17 protein-coding genes are annotated in these 20,263 nt (G+C 52.3%); 6 read left to right on the top strand and 11 right to left on the bottom strand.

Annotated features, from left to right (window positions below):
- Positions 1 to 433 precede the first annotated feature (433 nt).
- The 5 genes from FHS21_RS22285 to FHS21_RS22305 form a co-directional block, all read right to left on the bottom strand.
- Positions 434 to 1,177 carry a hypothetical protein gene (locus FHS21_RS22285; RefSeq protein ID WP_183664026.1) on the bottom strand — a complete coding sequence of 248 codons (744 nt, stop codon included), beginning with the start codon at positions 1,175 to 1,177 and terminating at the stop codon, positions 434 to 436.
- A 421-nt stretch (positions 1,178 to 1,598) separates the two neighbouring features.
- Entirely contained in the window at positions 1,599 to 1,763 is a 165-nt protein-coding gene (locus FHS21_RS22290) for a hypothetical protein (RefSeq protein WP_183664028.1), read from the bottom strand.
- Between the two features lie 53 nt (positions 1,764 to 1,816).
- Positions 1,817 to 2,059 carry a hypothetical protein gene (locus FHS21_RS22295; protein WP_183664029.1) on the bottom strand — a complete coding sequence of 81 codons (243 nt, stop codon included), beginning with the start codon at positions 2,057 to 2,059 and terminating at the stop codon, positions 1,817 to 1,819.
- 77 nt (positions 2,060 to 2,136) lie between these two features.
- Positions 2,137 to 2,340: a hypothetical protein gene (locus tag FHS21_RS22300; protein ID WP_183664031.1), complete on the bottom strand. Its 204-nt coding sequence runs from the start codon at positions 2,338 to 2,340 to the stop codon at positions 2,137 to 2,139.
- Between the two features lie 209 nt (positions 2,341 to 2,549).
- Positions 2,550 to 3,341: a hypothetical protein gene (locus tag FHS21_RS22305; protein WP_183664034.1), complete on the bottom strand. Its 792-nt coding sequence runs from the start codon at positions 3,339 to 3,341 to the stop codon at positions 2,550 to 2,552.
- A 1,159-nt stretch (positions 3,342 to 4,500) separates the two neighbouring features.
- Here FHS21_RS22305 and FHS21_RS22310 point away from each other — a divergent pair.
- The 3 genes from FHS21_RS22310 (at position 4,501) to FHS21_RS22320 (ending at position 9,448) form a co-directional block, all read left to right on the top strand.
- Complete coding sequence (locus tag FHS21_RS22310) at positions 4,501 to 5,736, top strand: site-specific integrase (protein WP_183664036.1); 1,236 nt, start codon at positions 4,501 to 4,503, stop codon at positions 5,734 to 5,736.
- 218 nt (positions 5,737 to 5,954) lie between these two features.
- Positions 5,955 to 8,744: a VPA1269 family protein gene (locus FHS21_RS22315; protein ID WP_183664038.1), complete on the top strand. Its 2,790-nt coding sequence runs from the start codon at positions 5,955 to 5,957 to the stop codon at positions 8,742 to 8,744.
- On the top strand, positions 8,741 to 9,448 hold the full coding sequence (locus tag FHS21_RS22320) for a hypothetical protein (RefSeq protein WP_183664040.1): 708 nt from the start codon (positions 8,741 to 8,743) through the stop codon (positions 9,446 to 9,448). Before FHS21_RS22315 ends, FHS21_RS22320 begins: the two co-directional genes overlap by 4 nt.
- 1,171 nt (positions 9,449 to 10,619) lie before the next feature.
- Here the strand turns inward: FHS21_RS22320 and FHS21_RS22325 are convergent.
- Positions 10,620 to 11,789 (bottom strand): M20 aminoacylase family protein, encoded by a 1,170-nt coding sequence (locus tag FHS21_RS22325; protein ID WP_183664042.1) that lies wholly within the window; start codon positions 11,787 to 11,789, stop codon positions 10,620 to 10,622.
- Between the two features lie 163 nt (positions 11,790 to 11,952).
- Between FHS21_RS22325 and FHS21_RS22330 the strand changes: the two genes are divergently transcribed.
- Positions 11,953 to 13,065 carry a D-alanyl-D-alanine carboxypeptidase family protein gene (locus tag FHS21_RS22330; protein WP_183664044.1) on the top strand — a complete coding sequence of 371 codons (1,113 nt, stop codon included), beginning with the start codon at positions 11,953 to 11,955 and terminating at the stop codon, positions 13,063 to 13,065.
- Positions 13,065 to 14,204, top strand: coding sequence for a CobW family GTP-binding protein (locus FHS21_RS22335; protein ID WP_112523657.1), 1,140 nt, complete (start codon positions 13,065 to 13,067; stop codon positions 14,202 to 14,204). The genes FHS21_RS22330 and FHS21_RS22335 overlap by 1 nt, the downstream gene beginning before the upstream one ends.
- On the opposite strand, the gene FHS21_RS22340 is transcribed toward FHS21_RS22335, so the two are convergent.
- From FHS21_RS22340 to FHS21_RS22355, 4 genes are all read right to left on the bottom strand, one after another.
- Positions 14,205 to 14,489, bottom strand: a complete 285-nt coding sequence (locus FHS21_RS22340; RefSeq protein ID WP_183664109.1) for a sulfurtransferase TusA family protein — start codon at positions 14,487 to 14,489, stop codon at positions 14,205 to 14,207.
- Positions 14,465 to 15,736 (bottom strand): L,D-transpeptidase family protein, encoded by a 1,272-nt coding sequence (locus tag FHS21_RS22345; protein ID WP_112523654.1) that lies wholly within the window; start codon positions 15,734 to 15,736, stop codon positions 14,465 to 14,467. The genes FHS21_RS22340 and FHS21_RS22345 overlap by 25 nt, the downstream gene beginning before the upstream one ends.
- Positions 15,737 to 16,013: 277 nt before the next feature.
- The gene (locus FHS21_RS22350; protein WP_099997835.1) at positions 16,014 to 16,289 is read right to left on the bottom strand and encodes an HU family DNA-binding protein; all 276 of its coding nucleotides are present in this window, start codon (positions 16,287 to 16,289) and stop codon (positions 16,014 to 16,016) included.
- Between the two features lie 204 nt (positions 16,290 to 16,493).
- The gene (locus tag FHS21_RS22355; protein ID WP_112523651.1) at positions 16,494 to 17,435 is read right to left on the bottom strand and encodes a LysR family transcriptional regulator; all 942 of its coding nucleotides are present in this window, start codon (positions 17,433 to 17,435) and stop codon (positions 16,494 to 16,496) included.
- A gap of 167 nt (positions 17,436 to 17,602) precedes the next feature.
- Here FHS21_RS22355 and FHS21_RS22360 point away from each other — a divergent pair, with 167 nt between their 5' ends.
- A complete protein-coding gene (locus FHS21_RS22360) occupies positions 17,603 to 18,556 on the top strand; it encodes a ring-cleaving dioxygenase (protein ID WP_112523648.1) in 954 nt (317 codons plus the stop codon).
- Between the two features lie 38 nt (positions 18,557 to 18,594).
- Here FHS21_RS22360 and FHS21_RS22365 read toward each other — a convergent pair whose 3' ends face one another.
- Positions 18,595 to 20,142: a VOC family protein gene (locus FHS21_RS22365; protein WP_112523645.1), complete on the bottom strand. Its 1,548-nt coding sequence runs from the start codon at positions 20,140 to 20,142 to the stop codon at positions 18,595 to 18,597.
- Positions 20,143 to 20,263: the final 121 nt, after the last annotated feature.

The raw sequence follows: 20,263 nt of genomic DNA on the forward strand, positions 1-20,263 counted from the left end.
ACCCGCACAAGGCATTAGGGTATCAGTCGCCGCGTGAGTTCTTGAACCGTCAAACAGAAATCTGATCCTGTCCGGTTTTTATGGGGCAACTCCATGGCGGGCGTTGTAGAGATTGGTAAGTGTGCGCTGTTTCAATATTGCTTCGGAATTGGAATCCTTTGGCAAGATACGGTCGGGATAACCCGGAACAACCACTGGCATGCGAACCACCGGATCGGTCGGGTTGAGCCAATTTTCACGTAATTCATTCAACCGAACCGCAGCGTTCGCGACTTTGATTGCGCGTGGATCGCTAGCGTAGTCGGAGGCGGAAATAATTGGCGTCAGCCCGTTAGGAAATGGGAATGTACCGAAAACGCTACCAGCGTTATAAACCGGACGTTATCCTCCACCAGCTGCATATTCTGACCTCTTGAGAATGCCGATGCACGGTTTACCACTTTGGTTCCGGCTGATACGCCATTTGCGCGATTACTTTCGTAACCTCACCGCGTCGCTGGTATTTGCCAACTAAAGCGCCCTTTTCATTGTCTAAAGGCGAATTGATGCGATAGAGATTCCACATTTTGTCGTTAGTGGGCGTTAGGCGGTAAGTGCGGCCATTGACGCGAGAATACCAATGCGGCGATTTCGCCAGTTGGGTCCATTTGCAGTCAGCGCCGGATAGGAGACGCTGCTCCCGCGCCAATCTATCTTCTTCACGTAAGCGCCCGTACCTTTCATGCTGTTCGACACGCAAGCGTTCTTCCTCGCGCTCTACGTAATCTCGAAGAAGACCTATGATAGCTGGTAGCTCTGTACCTTCAGCCTTTTCCTTTTCATATATGGCCAAGCAGCCTTCCTGAAGCTCATCCTTTGGGTATGAATAATAGTCCTCGTCCTCGAATGCTCTAAGGCGCTGGGAAACGTCCGTCGTCGTAAGCGCTGGTCCAGGCATGCCATTGAGAAAGTCACGCAATTCCTCAACGGGTATCCAGCAATTCATAGCAGACTTGAGCAAAATCTCACGTTGACCATCCCATTTCCTCCAGATGGAATTACCGCGGTCTATTTTCTTGACAATTTCCCGCGCCAACTTGATTACCGAATGAGGGTCACGGATATGGCGCAGAGAAGGGCTTTTCACATAGTCGAATAGGACCTCCTTGACGGCCCAAATGCGTTCATCTTCCCTCATGGTGAATTTCCTAGTTAACAGGGCAAAAGCGGGACCATTTTCGCCTGTCCACCACACGAAGCAAGTATTCGGCCGCAGTTTTTTAAGTCATTCGGCATGTTCCATAGGCAAGAAAAAACCCACCATGGAAGAGCGGCGGGTAAGACAGTGTCACCAGCCCACTGGCAGTACCGCTCGTCGCGTCCGCTCGGGTCCGCCAGCGGGCGACGCCAAAGGCAAGTAGCTTCAGCCATCACTGAAAGAAGCGGCTTCGATTGGTGCGGCTTTCGCGTTGTGGAACGGAAGCTTCGCTTCTGTAAATCAGGGCTTCCACGAACTACCGATTGAGGCGGCTTCGTCGATGCCGTGCGGCAAGTTCGTGAAACGATCCATCCAGAACGAATGTCTCAGGACCGTAGAGGCGGCTTGGTTAAATGAAGTCTCAATCTTTGGCCGGCTGCCAGTTGGGGGTATCGGCAGGCCAATCATGCTGCATCTCGACGCTCAGTGTAAAGCTCAGTCTGGCCGTGCGGCGTATAGTGCCGATCAAACAGCGGATCGCATTCGAGGCCGAAAATCCAGAAATCTGCAGTTTCGTCAAAGTCACGGCCTGCCACCAAATCTTTCGAAGATTTGGCGATCATACATGTTTTGCGGCAATCAATGATACGTGGCCCATTGTCGATCCAAAACAGCTTCACGATGAGCCGCAATCGACGCAATGATCTGAAAGTCGCGCGCGCCTCCATCGAAGAGGTTCATTATGATGCGTGCCAGGCGATCCGCATTTTCGTAGGACACGGGGTCTTCGCCGAGAAGCTCACACGCCTTAAGGTGGGCGTCCTGCATAATGTACCAGTCGTCTTCGCTGTAGGTGAGTTTTTCAAAAAGATGCAGAGACATGACAGACTCCTCCAACATCAATGGCTGGAGCGCGTACGGCTCTCAATCGCTAGTGCGCCGTTGACAGACCAAGCGACCTAGATATTAAGAAACTCAAATGGGCTGACGTCAATAGTTTGCGGAATTGGGACGTAACCCATGGCCAATGATGCGTATTCGAGTTCCTTCATCAGGAAACTGCGTTCCGACAGAAGAACCGTGATCGCGGCCTGGACATCGCCATTGTGCTCGGCAATCAGTCGTTCGACATCATCATCATGTTTCCGCGCCGTTTCATTCATTGGCTCTCTCCTCTCCGGACAAATCTATCCGTCCCCATGTCAGACAGAGGGTGTCCAGTTCAAATTGTCGCTTAAACGGCCGCCGCTACCGTGTTTGTTCTATATTTGCTCTGATAGCGAAAAGAGTCGCTCTGGAATCGTAATGGTGTGGCAGAGCGGCCGGAAGTCGAACAGATTAATCGCGCGATTAATTCGACTCTTGGCTTTGCTCAGCTTGGAGGTGCAAAGTGCTTCTTTGCAATGTTAAAGAGTATCTCATCACCGTGTATGATATCGAGCATCGCTCGTCGACAATCCTCTATCTCGGCCTCTAATCCCGCGGGTGGCACTCTTTCGGGATCGTCGTATTGCTCATGTTCATAGGCAAATAGTTCGCTTTGTAGGAACTGTAATTGCGTATCAAGGTCCAATACCTTCTGAAACCAAGTCTCTACAGCCCTATCACCAAGGTTAAAAGCCAAGCTTGCCGCTTCTTCAAATAGCCTTCTTAAATCTTCAGTCAGCCCTTCTTGAACAAAAGGGTCATAGGTCACCTCGCGCTGAGCCCTTCTTATGATTGCTGATAGTTTCAGCCACCGATCCATGACGCTGAGCCGATATGAAGTCTGTATACTCTTAAGGGTCGCTTCATTTGCCGCTGCCATGTGCAGGGTTTGATCTTCGAATTCTTCGGCCTGACGGATCGCCACACCACGGCTGACTGCCAACTCATCCCGCGTGATCTGCAGTTCATTGCGTTGCAGGAATACAGTAGCCAAAAACCATATGAAGGCTAGCGGCGCGAATGCACCAGCGGCAGTGTCCCCAACCTCATTCATCCTGAGACACGAGATATGAGTATCCCACCAGGTACGCGGCGCAAACAAGCTCCAGAGTGTACTGTCGTCACACCTGTTGCTATGAAATGAAACGACGATAAATAGTCCGAGCCATATGATGCTTAGCACTACGGCACCAGCTACGGCAAAGGACCGAGCCTCAATTTTGGTCTTTTCCGGCATGGTAGTTCTCTAGGTTGGATACAGAGCACACCAATAGCGAGCAAGAATTGACAACTAGTCAAACGTGCGCGTGAAATTTCGACGCCTCGAGTTTTTCTTGGTCCATTGGTTTGGACGCTTGGCGCGAAGTTATGTTCCGGAGGGATTCCGACTTCTAAACTAAGTGTGAAGACAGCTGAAGGATCGCTTGCCTCCCATCTCCCACAACATGCGGCTACATGCTACATGCCACTTAAACACATCACTTGTGTGGGCGTGGACATGAATGGTTGTTCCAGTCCACCAAGCCAAGCGCACCCCGCTGCAATCGCAATTTCAATTATCGTTTTGGACGGCCTATTAGGTCTGGATCACGTTCCGATGTAACTGCCAAACCTACAGGACCTAAAGTGTTGGAGGTTGCAAGCCCAGTCCAGATTCTTCAGATTGTTCTTTGAGTCGCGATGATCACGCATTGTGTTTCAATGAAATAAAAGTTTCATTAAGCACTTCACAAAGGATTCAATATTCAAATATTGAGTGCGAATCCTACAAACGAATTTTGCAAATCTATCCTAACTAATTGAAATTGTAATATAATATTTTACGCGAATTTTTCTAACGATTTTTGGAGGGCTCGTGAACGGGTGTACTTGATCGTTAGCAAAAAGTGTCGTGTGTGGGAGAGGGACGTCGACTGGGGACGCAGGTCAGGAGTGAGTAGCAAGTGCAAAATTCTACGGAAACGGACCTACCGCTGTATTTGTGGGAGAGCGTTGGGCAAGGCGGTATAGGAACAAACCATCACACTAACGGGTTGGCCACGTCGGATCACATGTTCTCAAGTCGCCGACTTCAAAAAGCCCTGCCTCGTCTTGGATTTGCTATTCCGACGCATCACACCATTGTAAATATGCGGCACCCCACGGTGCCAGGATTAACAATCCCGGTCCCGTTTTTAGGCAAGCCAGGCGAGCCACCCAGACCACTCGCAACGTTTGTTGACTACTGTGTTTCGAATTCTGCTGTTTCTTGCACAAACCACCGACGCGTTGCGAAAGCTTTGGGTCTCTTATACGATCACCAGGTACAAACGGCCCACCTATTAGACAAACCAGACTCCGCGTCGATAATTCCCCCGGCCAGATTACGGTTGAATTTGTTTTGCAACCATTTGAAAATGGGAACGATTATTCCGACACCTTCGGGTCTCTACGATGAAACAGGCCTATACTGGAGCCCGTGCCCTTCACTAGATTTATTAAAAAGTCTTGGGTTTTCCTTAGAGAAATTTCTGGATTACTTGAGGATAAACGACCGCATCGGCGATCCCGCCAATCTCTACGATATTATGCCTTCCGATGGGCCCGATTATCTGGAATCGACTTTTGCTGCGATTAAAGTCAGCGGCTTTAGCTTCCTGAAGCATTTGAACAATGACGATCCCGCACAAAAACAAACTAGGATGTTTTCGAGGATCATTGGAAAGGAAGATAGGACCTATACACCCTCTCCCACAAAAAGATTTCCAGTCCAACTGTTGATACCATTTTTGAGTGAAGGTTTTGATACTGGGAATTTAGACTCGATCACTCAAACCACCTTTGATGAGACAGGTCGCATGCTCGCAATATTATTGCTAGGTGGCTCGCGGCGATCGGAACCGCTCCATCTGTGGACCAATGATCTGCATGTGGTAGATGACAGATTAGTTGTCTTTTTAAGACATCCCCAACAGTTTTGTGATGGTGGAGGCACTGAAAACAGGCAGTCAACTCTAATTCGGAAATACAATATGCTTCCGCGTAATATTCGCGCCGACAAGTGTAAGGCGGGCTGGAAGAACTTATTGCTTGACAATGACTTTAGCTGTCAGATGCATTTTCTTCCTTGGCCAGGTGCTAGGGAATTTCTCGTTCGATCTTACTACCATTATATCAAAAATGTACGCAACCCAGTTATGCGGATACGAAAACATCGGGGCTTGCCCGACCATCCTTTCTTTTTGATTAACACCCGAGCGATTCCTAGCCAAGGAACCGAGATCGGCGATCCCTATACCGTAGCAGCCTCGATAGGAAGTTGGCGTAGAGCTTTCGCGCGTACTATCGCGAAAAATCCCAGCGTGACGCTCCATGTCAGCAAATATCACGGCACAACACCGCATGGCCTGAGGCATTTGTACGGCCATACATTGGCCAGCTTAGGCCATAATGAGATAGCCATCCAAAAAATGATGCACCACAAAAGCCCTCTGAGCTCAAGAGTTTACACGCTATCGACTGATTCAGAAATAAATAGAATCTTTCAGGAAGTCGAAGCGCGACTAGCGGATTCTGAATTCGCTCCGAAGTTCCCGGCGTTCCGGTCGGTCAGTTCGTTGTTGGATGATTTCGTAAGAATAGCGATTGGGTGATCCAAGTGACAGTGGAGCTAAACCTCACGCAGTGGGATTACATTCGGAAATCCGATCGGGCGGATTTCATCGCGTCTGCGATAACCGAAGTAACTTCAATACCCCCTAGCGTCCGGCAAAAACTAACGGAATCTACTATTAAATATAATACCCTCATCCGGGAGATAGTGGGTTGGACTAACCAGTTGCTTCAGTCTCGCGAGATGGGGGAGGTTCGGATGAGCCTTATGCATTTCACAGGACGAGAGGATACGATTACGGGTCCTTCTGCAGCCTTGATAGTGCAAAACTCAAAGCTCGGTCGGGACCTAGAAGCGAAATTGAGCGAGTGGGGAGTTCCCGAGAAAATATATGGCCGCATGGTTCCTGACAATCAGCAAGGCTACCAAAGGTATTTAACACTGATTATTTCCGGATTGTGTATGGCTTCGACAGGAGCCGACTCGCTTGACGATCTCGGCAGTGAAACGGTTAGAGCTTTTTTTGGGTTTTACTATGATAGCGCGCGCCAAAAGTTTCGCACAGAGGAAATCTGGGGCAAGAGAGGTAACATCGCTGGAAAGTGTCTTCGGAAATTAGCGACGGCATTTGGAACTTACTTTGGCGATCCGCAGATCATCGCCATGGGTCGAGCGTCGCGCTCAGCAGTGCCCGGGTCGGTTAATTCGGCTGATTTAATCAATAATATTCCCCGTCATCTCACCGCTTGGATGGAGGGTTGGAACGATTGGCGCGGTACTGTTCGGGCAACAACAACGGGTGCGGTAGCGGCTCTTCAGAAGCTCGCGGCCTATCTCAATCACTTGAATGAAACAGGGACAGATGTTTCAAGTCCGGAATTTTTTTTACAACGTCAGCATAAGCCCTCTTTGATAGAGTTTCTCAACGAACGTCGCTCATCGCGAGGGCTTGACGCCATTTCGTTGTCCGTTGTCGCCGATCTTTCAAAAATTCGCCAGTTTTCCAACCATATGGCAGAATTGCTGCAATTGAAGGTACTGGGCAAGCCATACTACGATTTGATTCCGGAACGCCAACGTCTCAAATTGGTCAACGACCTGCGGCGAAGTGGCAAAGGCCAACCTTTGGGAAGCGCTGCGTCAAAAGCCTTACCGATGCGATATTATAGGTTGCTCCAGGAGATTCTCGAGGAGGGTGCTGACGGCTGGCCGGGAAAACACCCATATTGCCAAGCACTTATAGCGGGACAAAGAAGATATGTTCCGGTCCTTCCTACGTTATTTTTACTTCCATACGAAATACCTGAGCGTATAGCGCAGTTCGTCCGATTGGACAGCGGAGAAGGCGATCCAGAACTCTTCAACCCTACGACTGAGAAGTGGGAAGAAAATACAGGTCCCTTAGCAGGGTACTGGTCGACATCCGATCCAGCGGATCCTTACCGTGGCTGCATAAGGCGAACCAATGATCCAAGAGTTGCAGGACTTTGGATCAATACAAACAAAACAGGGAAGCCCTTCCTTGTGCCTTGGCACAACAGGCGAATTCATAAGTTGGTAACAGATCTGCGGATCTGGCAACAGACATGGAATCCCACTAATCGCGCGATTACCGGAAAGGAATACGTCGACGGCGCGAACAAGGCAGATGAAGGAGGACTGGATAGTTATCCTGACATTATCCCTCTAATGCGCATCCCTGACATTGGCATCCCCAAAGCCACCATGCGTAATAGGTTCTGGCTCGATGCATTATTTGAAGTACAAAACCGCTGGAATGAGACTTGCGAACCGGAGGACGTCGACCATTTTGTAGGATTAGACCAGTATGGGCGACCCAAAAAATCCAAATACGGCGCACATGGAATGCGTGTAGCCGGAATAACGCTTCTGATCCAAGCTGGAGTGCCGCTTGAGGTTGTTAGCGAGTTTATCGCAGGTCATAAGTCGTTGTTGATGACTATTTACTACCATCAATTGAGCCCGGCACAAATAACCAGATCGCTTGATGAAGGCGCAATGAAATTAGTCGCTACAATGACAAGCGCGGCCCTTACGGAGTTCAAAACTCTTTCCTTCGAACAGGTTAAGCGCCGGACAGTGTCCACTCATCCAGATGCCCTTAAGAATGCGATGCCCGAAAACGGCGGCGACAGAATACTTTGGACGAATCGAGCGCTTGGGATTTGTCCTTGGGAAGGAACGCGATGCCATGACGGTGGGGTATGTATTCGGCGCGAAGTAAAAAATGGACGTGACAACTCGACATACGGCCCGGTTGAAGGCGGTCCTGACAGTTGTGTGCTGTGTCGGCATTTCCTTACAGGACCGGAATGGGAGGATCCTCTCGTGGGATACGGCTCTCTCCTTTCCCGAAGACTAACCATAACTAGTAGGGAGATAAACGACGCAGTGGACGAGTCACACGAGATACGTGTGAGGCTACTAACGACCCAAAAGGGATCAAGCGACTTTGAAAAACTTAAGTGGGAGCTTAAGGAGTGCACCCAACTGATTAACGATTTTAATGCCAAGCAATCGCTTTTGGCCAAGTGCATGATCGAAACGAAAAATCTACTTACGCAAATTTCCACCATGGTCCGAGAAGGAATGGCCGAGGATGAAGATGGCAGAAAGTCATTGATCTCTCAAGCCGATAACACCGTGGTTGAATGGCTTCATGTTTCAGAGTTTGAACAAGTGGCCTTCGTGCAAAAGTATGGACGGGTCTACAGAGGGTACAGAGACAAAGAATCACTTGATACATGCCGCCGCATGATCGATGAGGTGGCTATCAAGAGCAGATTTCAGCCCATATCAGCGGGGCGTCGAACAGCGGCGGAGACGGTACGTGCATATGAAGCGGCTGCCCAATACCTTCTCGAGAATGTTTCGAGAGAGGATTTGCACGCAATGAGCCATAATGCACTCAGCCTGGATGATCTCGGACTCCAGTCCGACGAGGCAAAGAAATTCTTTATGGCACCATTTGACCCGCAGTTTCTCAAACTTCCCACGTCAATTTCTTCTCTTAGGGAAATCGCATGACAAGGCGCAGAGGTGGTCGCTCGTTATTTCCTTTGTCTGAAGCGGCGCGCTTAGTTGAAGCAGCGCGCGTACGTTCAAAAGATTTAGTTGCCAAAACTGATCCCTCACAAACGTTGAGGAGGGACAACCTAGATAAGATCGCTCATATTTGCGCTACACTAGTTGGCGCGCAGCCCCCGATCGATCCAGTGGCAGAACTAGTGTCGGAGAAGGGCATTCTGCTGCATGGAACGAAATTTCCCAAACGCTCGACGTTGTTGAATGATAAGGAGGGTTACGCAACATTACTTCGGATTTGGCGTGGATCTTTCGACGAAATAATGACGTTATTATCTCGAAATCTGTCGCAGCAATCTTCTGTACAGAAAAAGACTCTGGACCAATCTGACCCATCAGAGGTCTCGGAGATCGAGTTCTACCGCACTGTGATTAGACGCCAGAAAAGCGAGATGGATAAGTTACGTCACATTATAAGCCAAAACATTCCAGCGCCTACATTGAATCTCGATATAACGCATCATCCAGCTGAGTCTGAAAAACGAGATGTCGTTGATCTTCAGCTTCTACGGGATTGGGTCCTTCAAGTGGAGCGAGGAGAGTTCGGTGTAGAGTTTGTTGAGACTGGGCTTCAGATCGGTGATCAGGGTCGTCCGCGAATGATCGTCATGGAATATGATGTGATGGAACTGCTTCGGTCACTCTGATTCCACAGCGAGTCGAGGAGACGATTCCGGCCTTGCCAAGTCTACTACAGTTTCACTCGGGAATACTCGCGTGAGCCCAAAACCTTTGGTGGTTGGCGGGCGAACCAAGAATGGTGTCCACGAGAGGATTCGAACCTCCGACCCCAGGATTCATACCACTTCGACTTTCGCCGCCGCCCATCGGACGTTCGTGGTCTGGACTGTCCCTTCACCGTTGGCCAAAAACCTTTAGGTGCTGCCCATCCAGTCTCTACACCTTCCCCGCAAGGGGCTTGGCTCGGGATTGGCATGCTGAAAGACAGCGAAGCGTTCCCCGACTTTGAGCAGATCCGTTATGAAGTTTCCAAACATAACGCCCAATTTAAAAGGAATCCTGTGCTCTATCCTACTGAGCTACGTGGACACTAACGTTCGTTACTTAACCCAGCGCCGTATTCCAATCAACTGACTTTGTGGCTTAACAAGCTGTTTAAATTTGCGAATATTAAGACAAGGCACCCGGTCGGCCATCTTCGATGGAGCGACTGCAGCGTATCTTCCATTCGGGCGACGACTAGCCCTTTGTAGGCGACAGGAAAGTAAGTAGATTGCTCCCCCCAAATTCCCTTATGGGTTCGCGGCACAATTTTATTTTAAGAAAGGGGTCCGGATGCAGCGATGGCCGCTTGGCCGTGAGGCGGGGAAACCGGGTTCCACCTTGATAGGGATAAAGCACTTTTGACGCCAGTCAACATCCGCGCATGCAAAAACTTGTCGTGGAAGACCAGAGACGCCCTCAACAATTCTGTAAAGAAAGAGGATAGCGTTTCCACAGGATAAATACTCCAGCAGAACAATGCGTAAGCACTAAGTGGGAACTTTGTTGGTACTAAAAATCCTCTATCCTACTGGGCTGCGTGGACGCGACTGGTGACTATCCGCAAGCCCTGCGCTTGTAACAATCCAGCGGTTTTATTGACGTTAAGCCAGACATCAAAAAACTTTCAATATGGTAACGTTACCAGTCCAAAAGCCCTTATATATCATAGCGTTCGTTCGATCGGTAACACCAGTATGCTTTTAAAGACACTCTATCCTACTGAGCTACGGGACCAACTGACCTGACATACTGTTTTTCGCGGCGGTCGCCAAGTCTCAAGATGAGTGGAAATTTCCAGTAGTCCGGTGCCAATCAGGATGACGGGGGGAGAGCACTTTCAGCCAATTGCACCCAGTAACTGATGCCGTGCGGGATTGCGTCGTCGTTGAAATCATAGGACGGATTGTGCAGCGAGGCGCTTTCACCGTTGCCTATGAAAATAAACGCTCCTGGACGTGCTTCCAGCATGTAGGAGAAATCCTCCCCGGCCATCATGGGCGCGACTTCCTCGTTGACCGCATCAATTCCAGCGACGCTACGAGCCGTTTTGGCCGCGAAGTCGGTTTCTCGAGCATGGTTGAACGTTACTGGATAGTTGCGGGCATAATTGACAGTTGCGGTTGCGCCCAAAGCTCCGGCAACGCCTTTAGCGACCTCGATCAGGCGCTTTTCGGCAAAGTCGCGCATTTCTGGGCGCAAGGTGCGAACGGTGCCAGCGAGTTCGGCCCGTTGAGGAATAATGTTATGGGCATCGCCGGCATGAAACTTGGTGACGGACAGAACGACAGAATCAAGTGGGTCTGTACCGCGCGAGACGATGGTTTGCAGGGCATTGACCAATTGAGCGCCGATGACGACGGGGTCAATCGTCCGGTGCGGCTGCGCTGCATGGCCGCCGTGACCTTCGACAATGATGGTGAACTCATCCGTTGCTGCCATTATCGGACCCTTGCGAATGGCAAACTGACCAATGGGAAGTCCGGGAATATTGTGCATGCCATAGACTTCCGATATGGCGAAGCGCTCCATCAAGCCGTCCTTGACCATTTCACGGCCACCGCCACCGCCTTCTTCCGCGGGCTGGAAGATAACCGCGATTGAACCACCAAAGTTACGGGTCTCGGCCAGATATTGCGCGGCACCCAAGAGCATTGCGGTGTGGCCATCATGTCCGCAGGCGTGCATTTTGCCGTCCGCACGGGATGCCCAGGGCTTTCCGGTAATTTCAGTGAGTGGCAGCGCATCCATGTCGGAGCGCAAGCCCACAGTCGGACCTTCGCCATGACGCCCGCGAATGATTCCGACGACACCGGTACGCCCAATGCCGGTTTCCACCTCGTCGCAACCGAATTGGCGCAGCTTTTCTGCAACGAACCGCGCTGTCTCGTGCACGTCGAACATTATTTCTGGGTTCTCATGCAGATGGTGCCTCCACGCGGAAACCTCGTCCTGCATTTCGATCGCGCGATTGAGCAAAGGCATTCGAGGGCAACTCCAAAATCCAGGTCTGACATTTCAGTGAACAGAACAAAGGTGTTTTGCCTTTTGCCTGCCACATAAGATAGATAAGGGCATTGCTGCCCGGTGTGAAGCGCGGCTTAATGCCTTTCCAGGTTGTTTACATAGACAGGTCGGATTTTCAGGAATGCGGAAAACTGTAGCACTCTTTCTTTCGGGTTGCGTGATATCGATGACCGCTGCATCGGCGGCCCTTGCTGGTGCGAACATTACAGTCGATGCCGGCAGTGGCGAAATCCTCTCGCAAGAGGATGCTTTCCAACGCTGGTATCCAGCGTCTTTGACCAAATTGATGACCGTTTACGTGGTATTCCGGATGATTGAGTCAGGCCAGGTTACCCTGGATACGCCAATCAAGATCACGGCGCTTGCCGCCAAACAGCCTCCGAGCAAGATGGGCTACAAAGTTGGTTCCGAACTGACATTGGACAATGCGCTCAAGATCATGATGGTCAAGTCCGCCAATGATATCGCCATGGCGGTGGGTGAGACGTTGGGCGGTTCTTCCGACAAGTTTGCTGTGCTCATGAACGCCGAAGCCAAACGTCTCGGCATGACAGGTTCGCATTTCGTTAATCCAAACGGTCTTCACTCGGATGACCATTATACGACTGCGCGGGATCTCGCGATCCTGACACTGCAGCTCCGCCGAGAGTTTCCGCAGTACGCGCATTATTTCGATATTGAAGCCATCGACTATGGTGGCAAGAAACTTCAGCCCAATCTGAACGCGCTTATCGGCCGGTTTCAGGGTGCGGATGGCATGAAGACCGGATTTGTTTGCCCCTCAGGCTACAATCTGATCGGCTCTGCAACTCGCAACGGCAGGACGATCATCACGGTGGTGCTGGGCGAATTAAAACTGACAACGCGGGCGACGAAAGCAGCCGAACTCCTTGCTAAGGGTTTCGAGACTAAGGGCAGTGGCACGACAATCGATACATTACAGCCCTATGGTGCACCCACACGCGACGTGGCGGTCAATATGCGGCCGAGTGTTTGTTCGAAGGAGGCGTCGGGTTCCGATACCTGGGACGGCAAGGACCTCGAAGCGCATATCATTCAGGGATCACCTTACATGAATAGGATGGAACATGAACCGGCAGTGGAAAAAGTTGCACTGCTGCCGGCGAAAATCAATTCATTGGGGATGGAATTGAGTCGGGTTCCGGTTCCGATGCCGCGGCCAGATCGTTCGTCGCTGACGGATGCAAGCGAGGCCTTGAAGGCAGTGAACTAATGGCAGACGCTCCCATACCGGTCTCGGTACTAACTGGCTTTCTAGGGTCAGGAAAGACGACGTTGCTCAACCGGCTGCTGAAGGATCCGGCTCTCTCCGATACGGCAGTGATTATCAATGAATTCGGTGATGTGGGCATTGATCATCTACTTGTCGAGAAAGCCAGCGACGGCATTATCGAGCTTTCCGATGGTTGCCTCTGCTGCACCGTGCGCGGAGAGCTGATTGATACGCTTTCGGATCTCATCGACCGATTGCAGACGGGCAAATTGCAGCGATTGAAACGGGTCATCATCGAGACGACAGGGCTTGCCGATCCCGCACCGGTTCTGCATGCCGTCATGGGACATCCGGTGTTGTTGCAGGCCTTTCGTGTTGATGGCGTGATCGCCACCGTCGACGCGATCAATGGCATGGCAACGCTCGACGCGCACGAGGAAGCGACAAAGCAGGCTGCTGTTGCTGATCGCATCGTTATAACCAAGACAGATTTGCCGGAAGCCCAAAAAGGACTTCCGGCGCTGCGCGCAAGGCTTGTTGCGTTAAATCCAGGGGCCGACCTGATCGACGTAGCCGACTCGCGCACGGGATACGCGGCGTTGTTCGAATGCGGCGTCTATAATCCAGAAACCAAGACCGTCGATGTTCAGCGTTGGCTAAAGGCGGAAGCCTACCGTGATCGCGAGCATGAACACGCCAAGATCGATCATGGGCACCACCATCATCACGGCGAGGATCATCATCACGACGTCAACAGGCACGACGCGAAGATCCGGTCATTCTCGCTGAAACACGATGCCCCGATACCGCTGGCCAGCTTCGACATGTTCCTTGACCTGTTGCGTTCTGCCCACGGTGAAAAATTGCTGCGCGTAAAGGGTATCGTACAGTTGGAGGACGATCCGGAGCGGCCTCTCGTCATACATGGGGTGCAGCAGATTTTTCACCCGCCGGCACGGCTGGCAACGTGGCCGGATGGCGTTCGCGAAACGCGCCTGGTGATGATCGTCAAGGATTTGCCGGAGAGCTATGTCAGCCAGCTGTTCAACGCATTTCTTGATCGGCCACAGATTGATATGCCGGATCGTGCTGCGCTCTTTGACAACCCGCTGGCAATTTCCGGTGTGAAGCTAGGCTAATCAACCGCATTCGATGTGGAATCGGTGGCCACCGTCGATGCTGAGCGTTTCGATCAGCCTATGACCCTCGGTCAGGCAAAAGTTAGGCATGTCGATGACAGCTAGCGGGTCGCTTGTTTCGACCCATATACGGCTGCCAGCGACCATATCCGCAAGCTTCCTGCGGGTTTTGAGCACCGGCAAAGGGCAATTCAAGCCGCGAAGATCGTATATCTCGGCATTCATGATTTGCCTTTCCGGCATGCTTACTTTCCGGGATGCTAATTTCCGATAATCTTCCACCAGGCCTTCTTCGCCGGCGCCGGCTGCTCAACGGCGGCAGCAGGAGCTTCCCGTGCGATAGCGGCGGTGGTTTGCGGGGCAGGTGCGGATTGTTGCGGGGCTGCCGGAGCTGACGAAGCTGTTGGCGGTGCGAGGGTTATGGGTGCTGGCGCAGCCGAGGCCATGCTCTTTCCCATACGCGTTCTTTTAGAGGCGTCGCGCTCCTCCCGTGCCTTGTCCGCTGCGACGGCGGAAGCCAGGCGAACCATGACTTGTGGCTTCGTTGCGGCGTCCTTGTCCTGCGGTGAAAGAGACGGCGGTTCCTGCGTTACGCGCTCACCGCGAGCACGGCGAGCACTCCAGTCAGCAATAATCTTGGCTTCTGCGATGCCCTGGATGGAGCGGCTGGGCGGGGTAATCTTGCCTTTGCCGACCATTGTAGAGAAAGCTGTCTCGTAGCTGGTTTGATACGACTGATACGCCATTTTTAGCGATTCTGGCTGATCGGAAGGCGGACAGGTTGCGGTCGCTGCAATCGGCGCATTAGGATCGGACGTGTGGTTGAAGACATATTTCTTCTCGCAGACATCCACCTTCGGGGGCACCTTGGTAATTTCGAAGTGGTCGTAACCTTCTTTCAGGTTTTTCCAGAAGGCGTAATTCGGATCATCCTTGTAGCGCGCCATATTGGCTGCGGTCATGCGGAAAGGGTAGGCCTGAAGCTGAATGGATTCCTGACCGCCCTTAAACGCATCCCTGGCAAAAGCATAAATCTGTGCGACCTGTGCATCGGTCATTGAATAGCAACCAGACGACGAGCACGCGCCATGGACCATCAAGTTGGCACCGGTACGGCCAAGGGCGCGGTCCAATGCATTGGGAAAGCCAGTGTTGAATGAGAGGTAATAGCTCGATTTCGGGTTCATCTGCGCCGGGCGAACTGCGTAGAATCCCTCGGGTGCCTGACGATCACCCTCGATGAACTTGGGGCCAAGCTTTCCGGACCATTTGCAAATCTGGTAGTTCGTGACCATGTCGTAACGGCCATTGTCCTTGCGTTTCCACACTTCAAGGACGTTCTCTTCCTTGAATATGCGGAACATGACGGGCGATGTAAGGCTCATGCCCTTCGCCTTCATGCTCTGGACGAGCTTCTCCGGCAGCTGCGTCCCGGCACCATTAGGAGACAGGTCATCGATCGACGAGTTTTGGCAACCCGCTACAAGCAGAGTTAGCATGAATGCCGCAAGGATATGTGCCAATGTCTTCATTATTGCAGCTGTTACCAGTTCACTAATTGTCTCGCGAGGGCCCCTGAAACGTGCGGACCTCTGGTCCGCCACATCATAAATGCATCTGGTATAGTTGATAAAGCCTTACTTCACTTGCGCAAAATTGCTCTGTTGCACAAACCTCACCTGCAACGAAGACAGGGCGGATTTATGGCGAAGCGCTGTGCTCCCAAATGCCGTCATGGTGCCCTGGCCCGAGTCGAACAAAAAAGGCGGCGCACCCGCACCGCCTTTTTTTGAATTTACGACGAACGAATTAGCCGTTCAACGCATCCTTCAGGGCCTTTGCAGGCTGGAAAGCAACTTTCTTGGACGCTGCGATTTTGATCGTTGCGCCCGTAGCAGGGTTACGGCCTTCGCGAGCGGCGCGCGACTGGACCTTGAACTTGCCAAAGCCAGGCAGCGAAACTTCATCGCCGGCTACGACGGAATCAGTGATACCCTTAAGAACGCTATCAACAATCGCCTTGGACTGAACTTTTGTAAGACCCTGATCAGCGACGAGCTTTTCAATGAGATCGGACGTATTCATTTTGGCGGTTTCCTCAGTATATTCGTTGATCGGAGGCGTCTGTATGGCACGCGATTCCCGCTCTGTCATCAGTAAGAACGCCCAAAAAGCGGGTTTATACCCAGTGTTTACAGGGTTTTTTTCAAAACCGGCTATGAAATTCAAGATTACGCTCTGAAGAGGCTTGCAAACCGCACCAAGTGATTCGCAGGGTGCGGGCTTCAATTAGGGCCGTTCAGCATGGAAAGGATCCATCATTTGCCAGATTGGCGGGTCGCCGATATGGCGCACAAGGTGGTCTACAAACGCTCGAACCTTGGCCGAGACATGCCGTGTAGGCGGATACACCGCGTATATTTTGTAGGGAACTGGCGTCACATCGGGCAGCGCCGGAATGAGAGTACCCGCTCGCAGGGCGTCGGCGGCAATGAACATTGGAAGTAGGACCAGCCCCAGACCGGCAATTGCCATGTCGCGCATGGCCTCGCCATTATTGGCGACGATGCGGCCATGCATGGCCACCGAGATTGGGTCGTTCAACGAAGCCGGGTTTTCGAATTGCCACAGCTGGCTGGTATTGACGTTTGAGTAGTCGATGCAGGCGAAAGAGCTCAGGTCTTTGAGTCGCGTTGGCAACCCATTGGCTGCGGCGAAAGCCGGGCTGCAGCAAATAATCCTGGCGTCGGTGCAAAGCTTGCGTACAATAAGGCTTGAATCCTTGAGGATGCCGATACGGATGCCGACATCATAACCGCCACGCACCAGATCAACCATGCGGTCCTCAAGTTCCACCGCGACCTCCAGATCAGGGTATTGCCTGGCGAAGTCGGCAATCATTCGTCCAAGATAAAGAGTGCCGAATGACATCGGAGCGGCAATCCTCAAATTGCCCCTAATGGCGCTATGCCGCTCACCAACGGTATCGGCGGCTTCAACGATCTCCCGAACCAAGGGCCTGATACGCTCGACAAAGTCGCGGGCGTGGTCGGATGCGAGCAACTTACGGGGCGAACGTTGAAACAGTTCTATACCTAGTGCACCTTCAAGATCGGAAATGCGCTTGCTTACTACCGATTTTGAAAGGTTGAGACGTGCAGCGGTCGCCGTGATGCTCCCGGTTTCCATTACGTCGAGAAAAGTGAGAAGATCATCGAAGCGCCATTTCATTGTTTGGTTGTAGTGGACTTTAAGCCGATTTAAAACGCCTGTGTCCCTCATTAGTTCGTTTCTGCCGAACACAGGTTGCAGAGATCCGCTCTTTATCGGCCGCTACACAACGCAGATATTCACGCCAACGGCGATTATGCCCGAACGAACCAATTCAGGAGGCTTCGATGACCTTACAACTGACAGGTATTCATCATTTGACTGCCGTAACGGCGAATGCGCCGGAAAATCTGCGGTTCTATACGCAAACGCTTGGCCTGCGACTGGTCAAGAAAACCGTCAATCAAGACGACACCAGCGCCTATCACCTCTTCTATGCAGATGGAGAGGCAACGCCCGGCACCGATCTCACCTTCTTCGACTGGCCGGTTGGACCCGAAAGCCGCGGTACGCACAGCATTTCGCGTACGGGTTTGCGTGTGGCCAGTAAAGCAAGTCTGGTATGGTGGAAAGCTCGCTTTACCGAACTCGGCGTAAAGTCCGGTGATATTGCTGAAATCGGTGGCTACGACTCGCTCGATTTTGAAGATGGCGAAGGACAACGGTTCCGGCTCATCAATGATGGCGGTGCTGGAGCATCGCACCCGTGGGACAGAAGCCCTGTTCCGGCTGAGCATCAGATCCGCGGGCTCGGTCCAATCACCCTCAGCGTGCCCGATATTACCAACACGGAAGCGATCCTTCTTCATGTGATGAATATGCGCAAGGTCAACACTTACCCCTCTCCAGACGGTGCCGGGCATGTTCATGTGTTTGCAATGGGCGAGGGCGGTCCTGCTGCTGAATTGCATGTGGCCGTGCAACCGGACCTCCCGGCTGCAAGGCAGGGTGCCGGTGCTGTGCATCATGTCGCATTTCGCGCGCCGGACGTGCAGCAATTGCATGAATGGACCGAACGTCTGAGCGAATTCCGGATGCCGTCGAGCGGCGAGGTAGAGCGCTATTACTTCCGTTCGCTGTATTTCCGCGAACCCAACGGCATTTTGTTCGAAATCGCTACAGATGGTCCGGGCTTCACGGTCGATGAGCCTTTGGAGACTCTCGGTGAGGGCCTATCGTTGCCGCCGTTCCTTGAAGGCAAGCGCGCTTCAATCGAAGCCGGCCTCAAGCCTCTGTCGTAACGAAATTGAACAGGCCGAAGAAACTTCGGCCTGTTCTTCTATGCGGCCAGCCATTGCTGAACCGCGTCAATGTCGTGCGGTCCGATTTCATGATCAGCGGACACTGCTCTCACGGTGATATCAGCTCCGGCGCCCCGCAGTTCCGCTTCAAGCGCGGGCGCATGCGCTCCAAACAGATTGTGGTCGCCGGTGATTGCAAGAACTTTCGCCTCATGAAGATCAGCCTTGGGCGTCTCTTCCAGCACTTTTGTTGCGCGCAACAAAACTGCATTGCGGACAATGCCCGGATGCAGTTGCATCATTGCCGCGATAATGTTCGCGCCATTGGAATACCCGAGAAAAGTAGTCCGTTGGAGATCCAGATCGTAGACTTCAACCGCGCCCTCTATAAACGCGGCAAGTGCTTCGGCCTCCGAACGAATGTCCTTTTGATCAAAGCTCAGTGGTCCAAAGCGCCGGAACCAGCGGGCCGAACCCTCTTCCGTGCTGCGTCCGCGCAAACCAATCAAGGTGGCGTGCGGGGCAACCTTCGAGGCAAACGGCATAAGACTGGCCTCGTTGCCGCCCGTCCCGTGCAGGAGAATCAGTGTTTGCCCAGTGGTGGTCTCCGGGATATAGACCCGGTGAATGAACGGAAGCTCGCGATAGATGAAGCGCGCCTCTTTCGGCAAGCCAAATTGCGGCAGCATTACTTTCAGGTTTTCAGCCTCCTCAGCGAAATGCGGCGGGATGAACAGTCGGGTGCCAAGCTTCTCAGGCGTTTCGTCAATCAGCATGCCGGGGCCGTCGGTAGCCACTTCGAGCAGGGTGCCGCCAGGTTCGCGCACGTAGATCGAATGGAAATATTTCCGGTCATGCATTGCCGTTGCGGTCATTCCGCGTGCTATTAAGCGATCGTACGTTGCCGTTACAGTGGGAATGTCCGCAGCGCGAAAAGCAATATGGTCTATGGTGCCGGTTCCGGGTGCCGAGCCCCAGAACCCAGTTGCGTCGCGAACGTCGATACAATCGCCGGACGTTGAAGCCATTCTTGTAATCGTTTCGGTTTGCTCGCCTGAAATGTAAGAAAAATAATCTGCAAGGAATGTGCACGTTTCCTGCGGCTTTTCGGTCAGTATTGTCGCGCCGCGGATGCGTTTGATCGTATCAGATGCAGGAATGTCGCCACCGACCCAAAGATCGCCGGCCTTTACGGCATGAGTTCCCACGAGCTTCACGATCACGCCATCGGGATCATGCAAACGCAGCACCGGTTCGCCGAATTCCTGTGCCGGTCCTGAGGTCGCAATGTTGAATTGCAGGGCACGTGTCAGCCAGAAGCCGATACTGTCAGGAGCAATAGCGAGCGAGATTTCGCTTGGCTGCCCGTAACCAACGCGGCCTGGCGAACCATCTTCCCACACGAGAAAGGTAATCAGAGAGCCAGGATTGCCTGATGCGTCCCCATAAAGGAGATGGAGCTGGGTCGCATCTTCGTAACCGCCCGTGCGCTTGACGAGGCGCAGACCGAGGAAGCCGGCATAAAAATCGACGTTTGCCTGAACCTTCCGCGTGATCAGGGTGATGTGGTGAATGCCGCCTGTCATGAGTATCTCCCGGCCTGTCAATATTCGACTGTTACGGGGTAGCGAGCAGGGACGCAACGCTCGGAGGAGTATTTCCAAAAAACAACACCCACCGCGGGAGGAGCGGTGGGTGTTACTTGTA

This window comes from Phyllobacterium trifolii (genome assembly GCF_014192095.1).
In the GTDB taxonomy this organism is placed as follows: Bacteria; Pseudomonadota; Alphaproteobacteria; order Rhizobiales; family Rhizobiaceae; genus Phyllobacterium; species Phyllobacterium trifolii.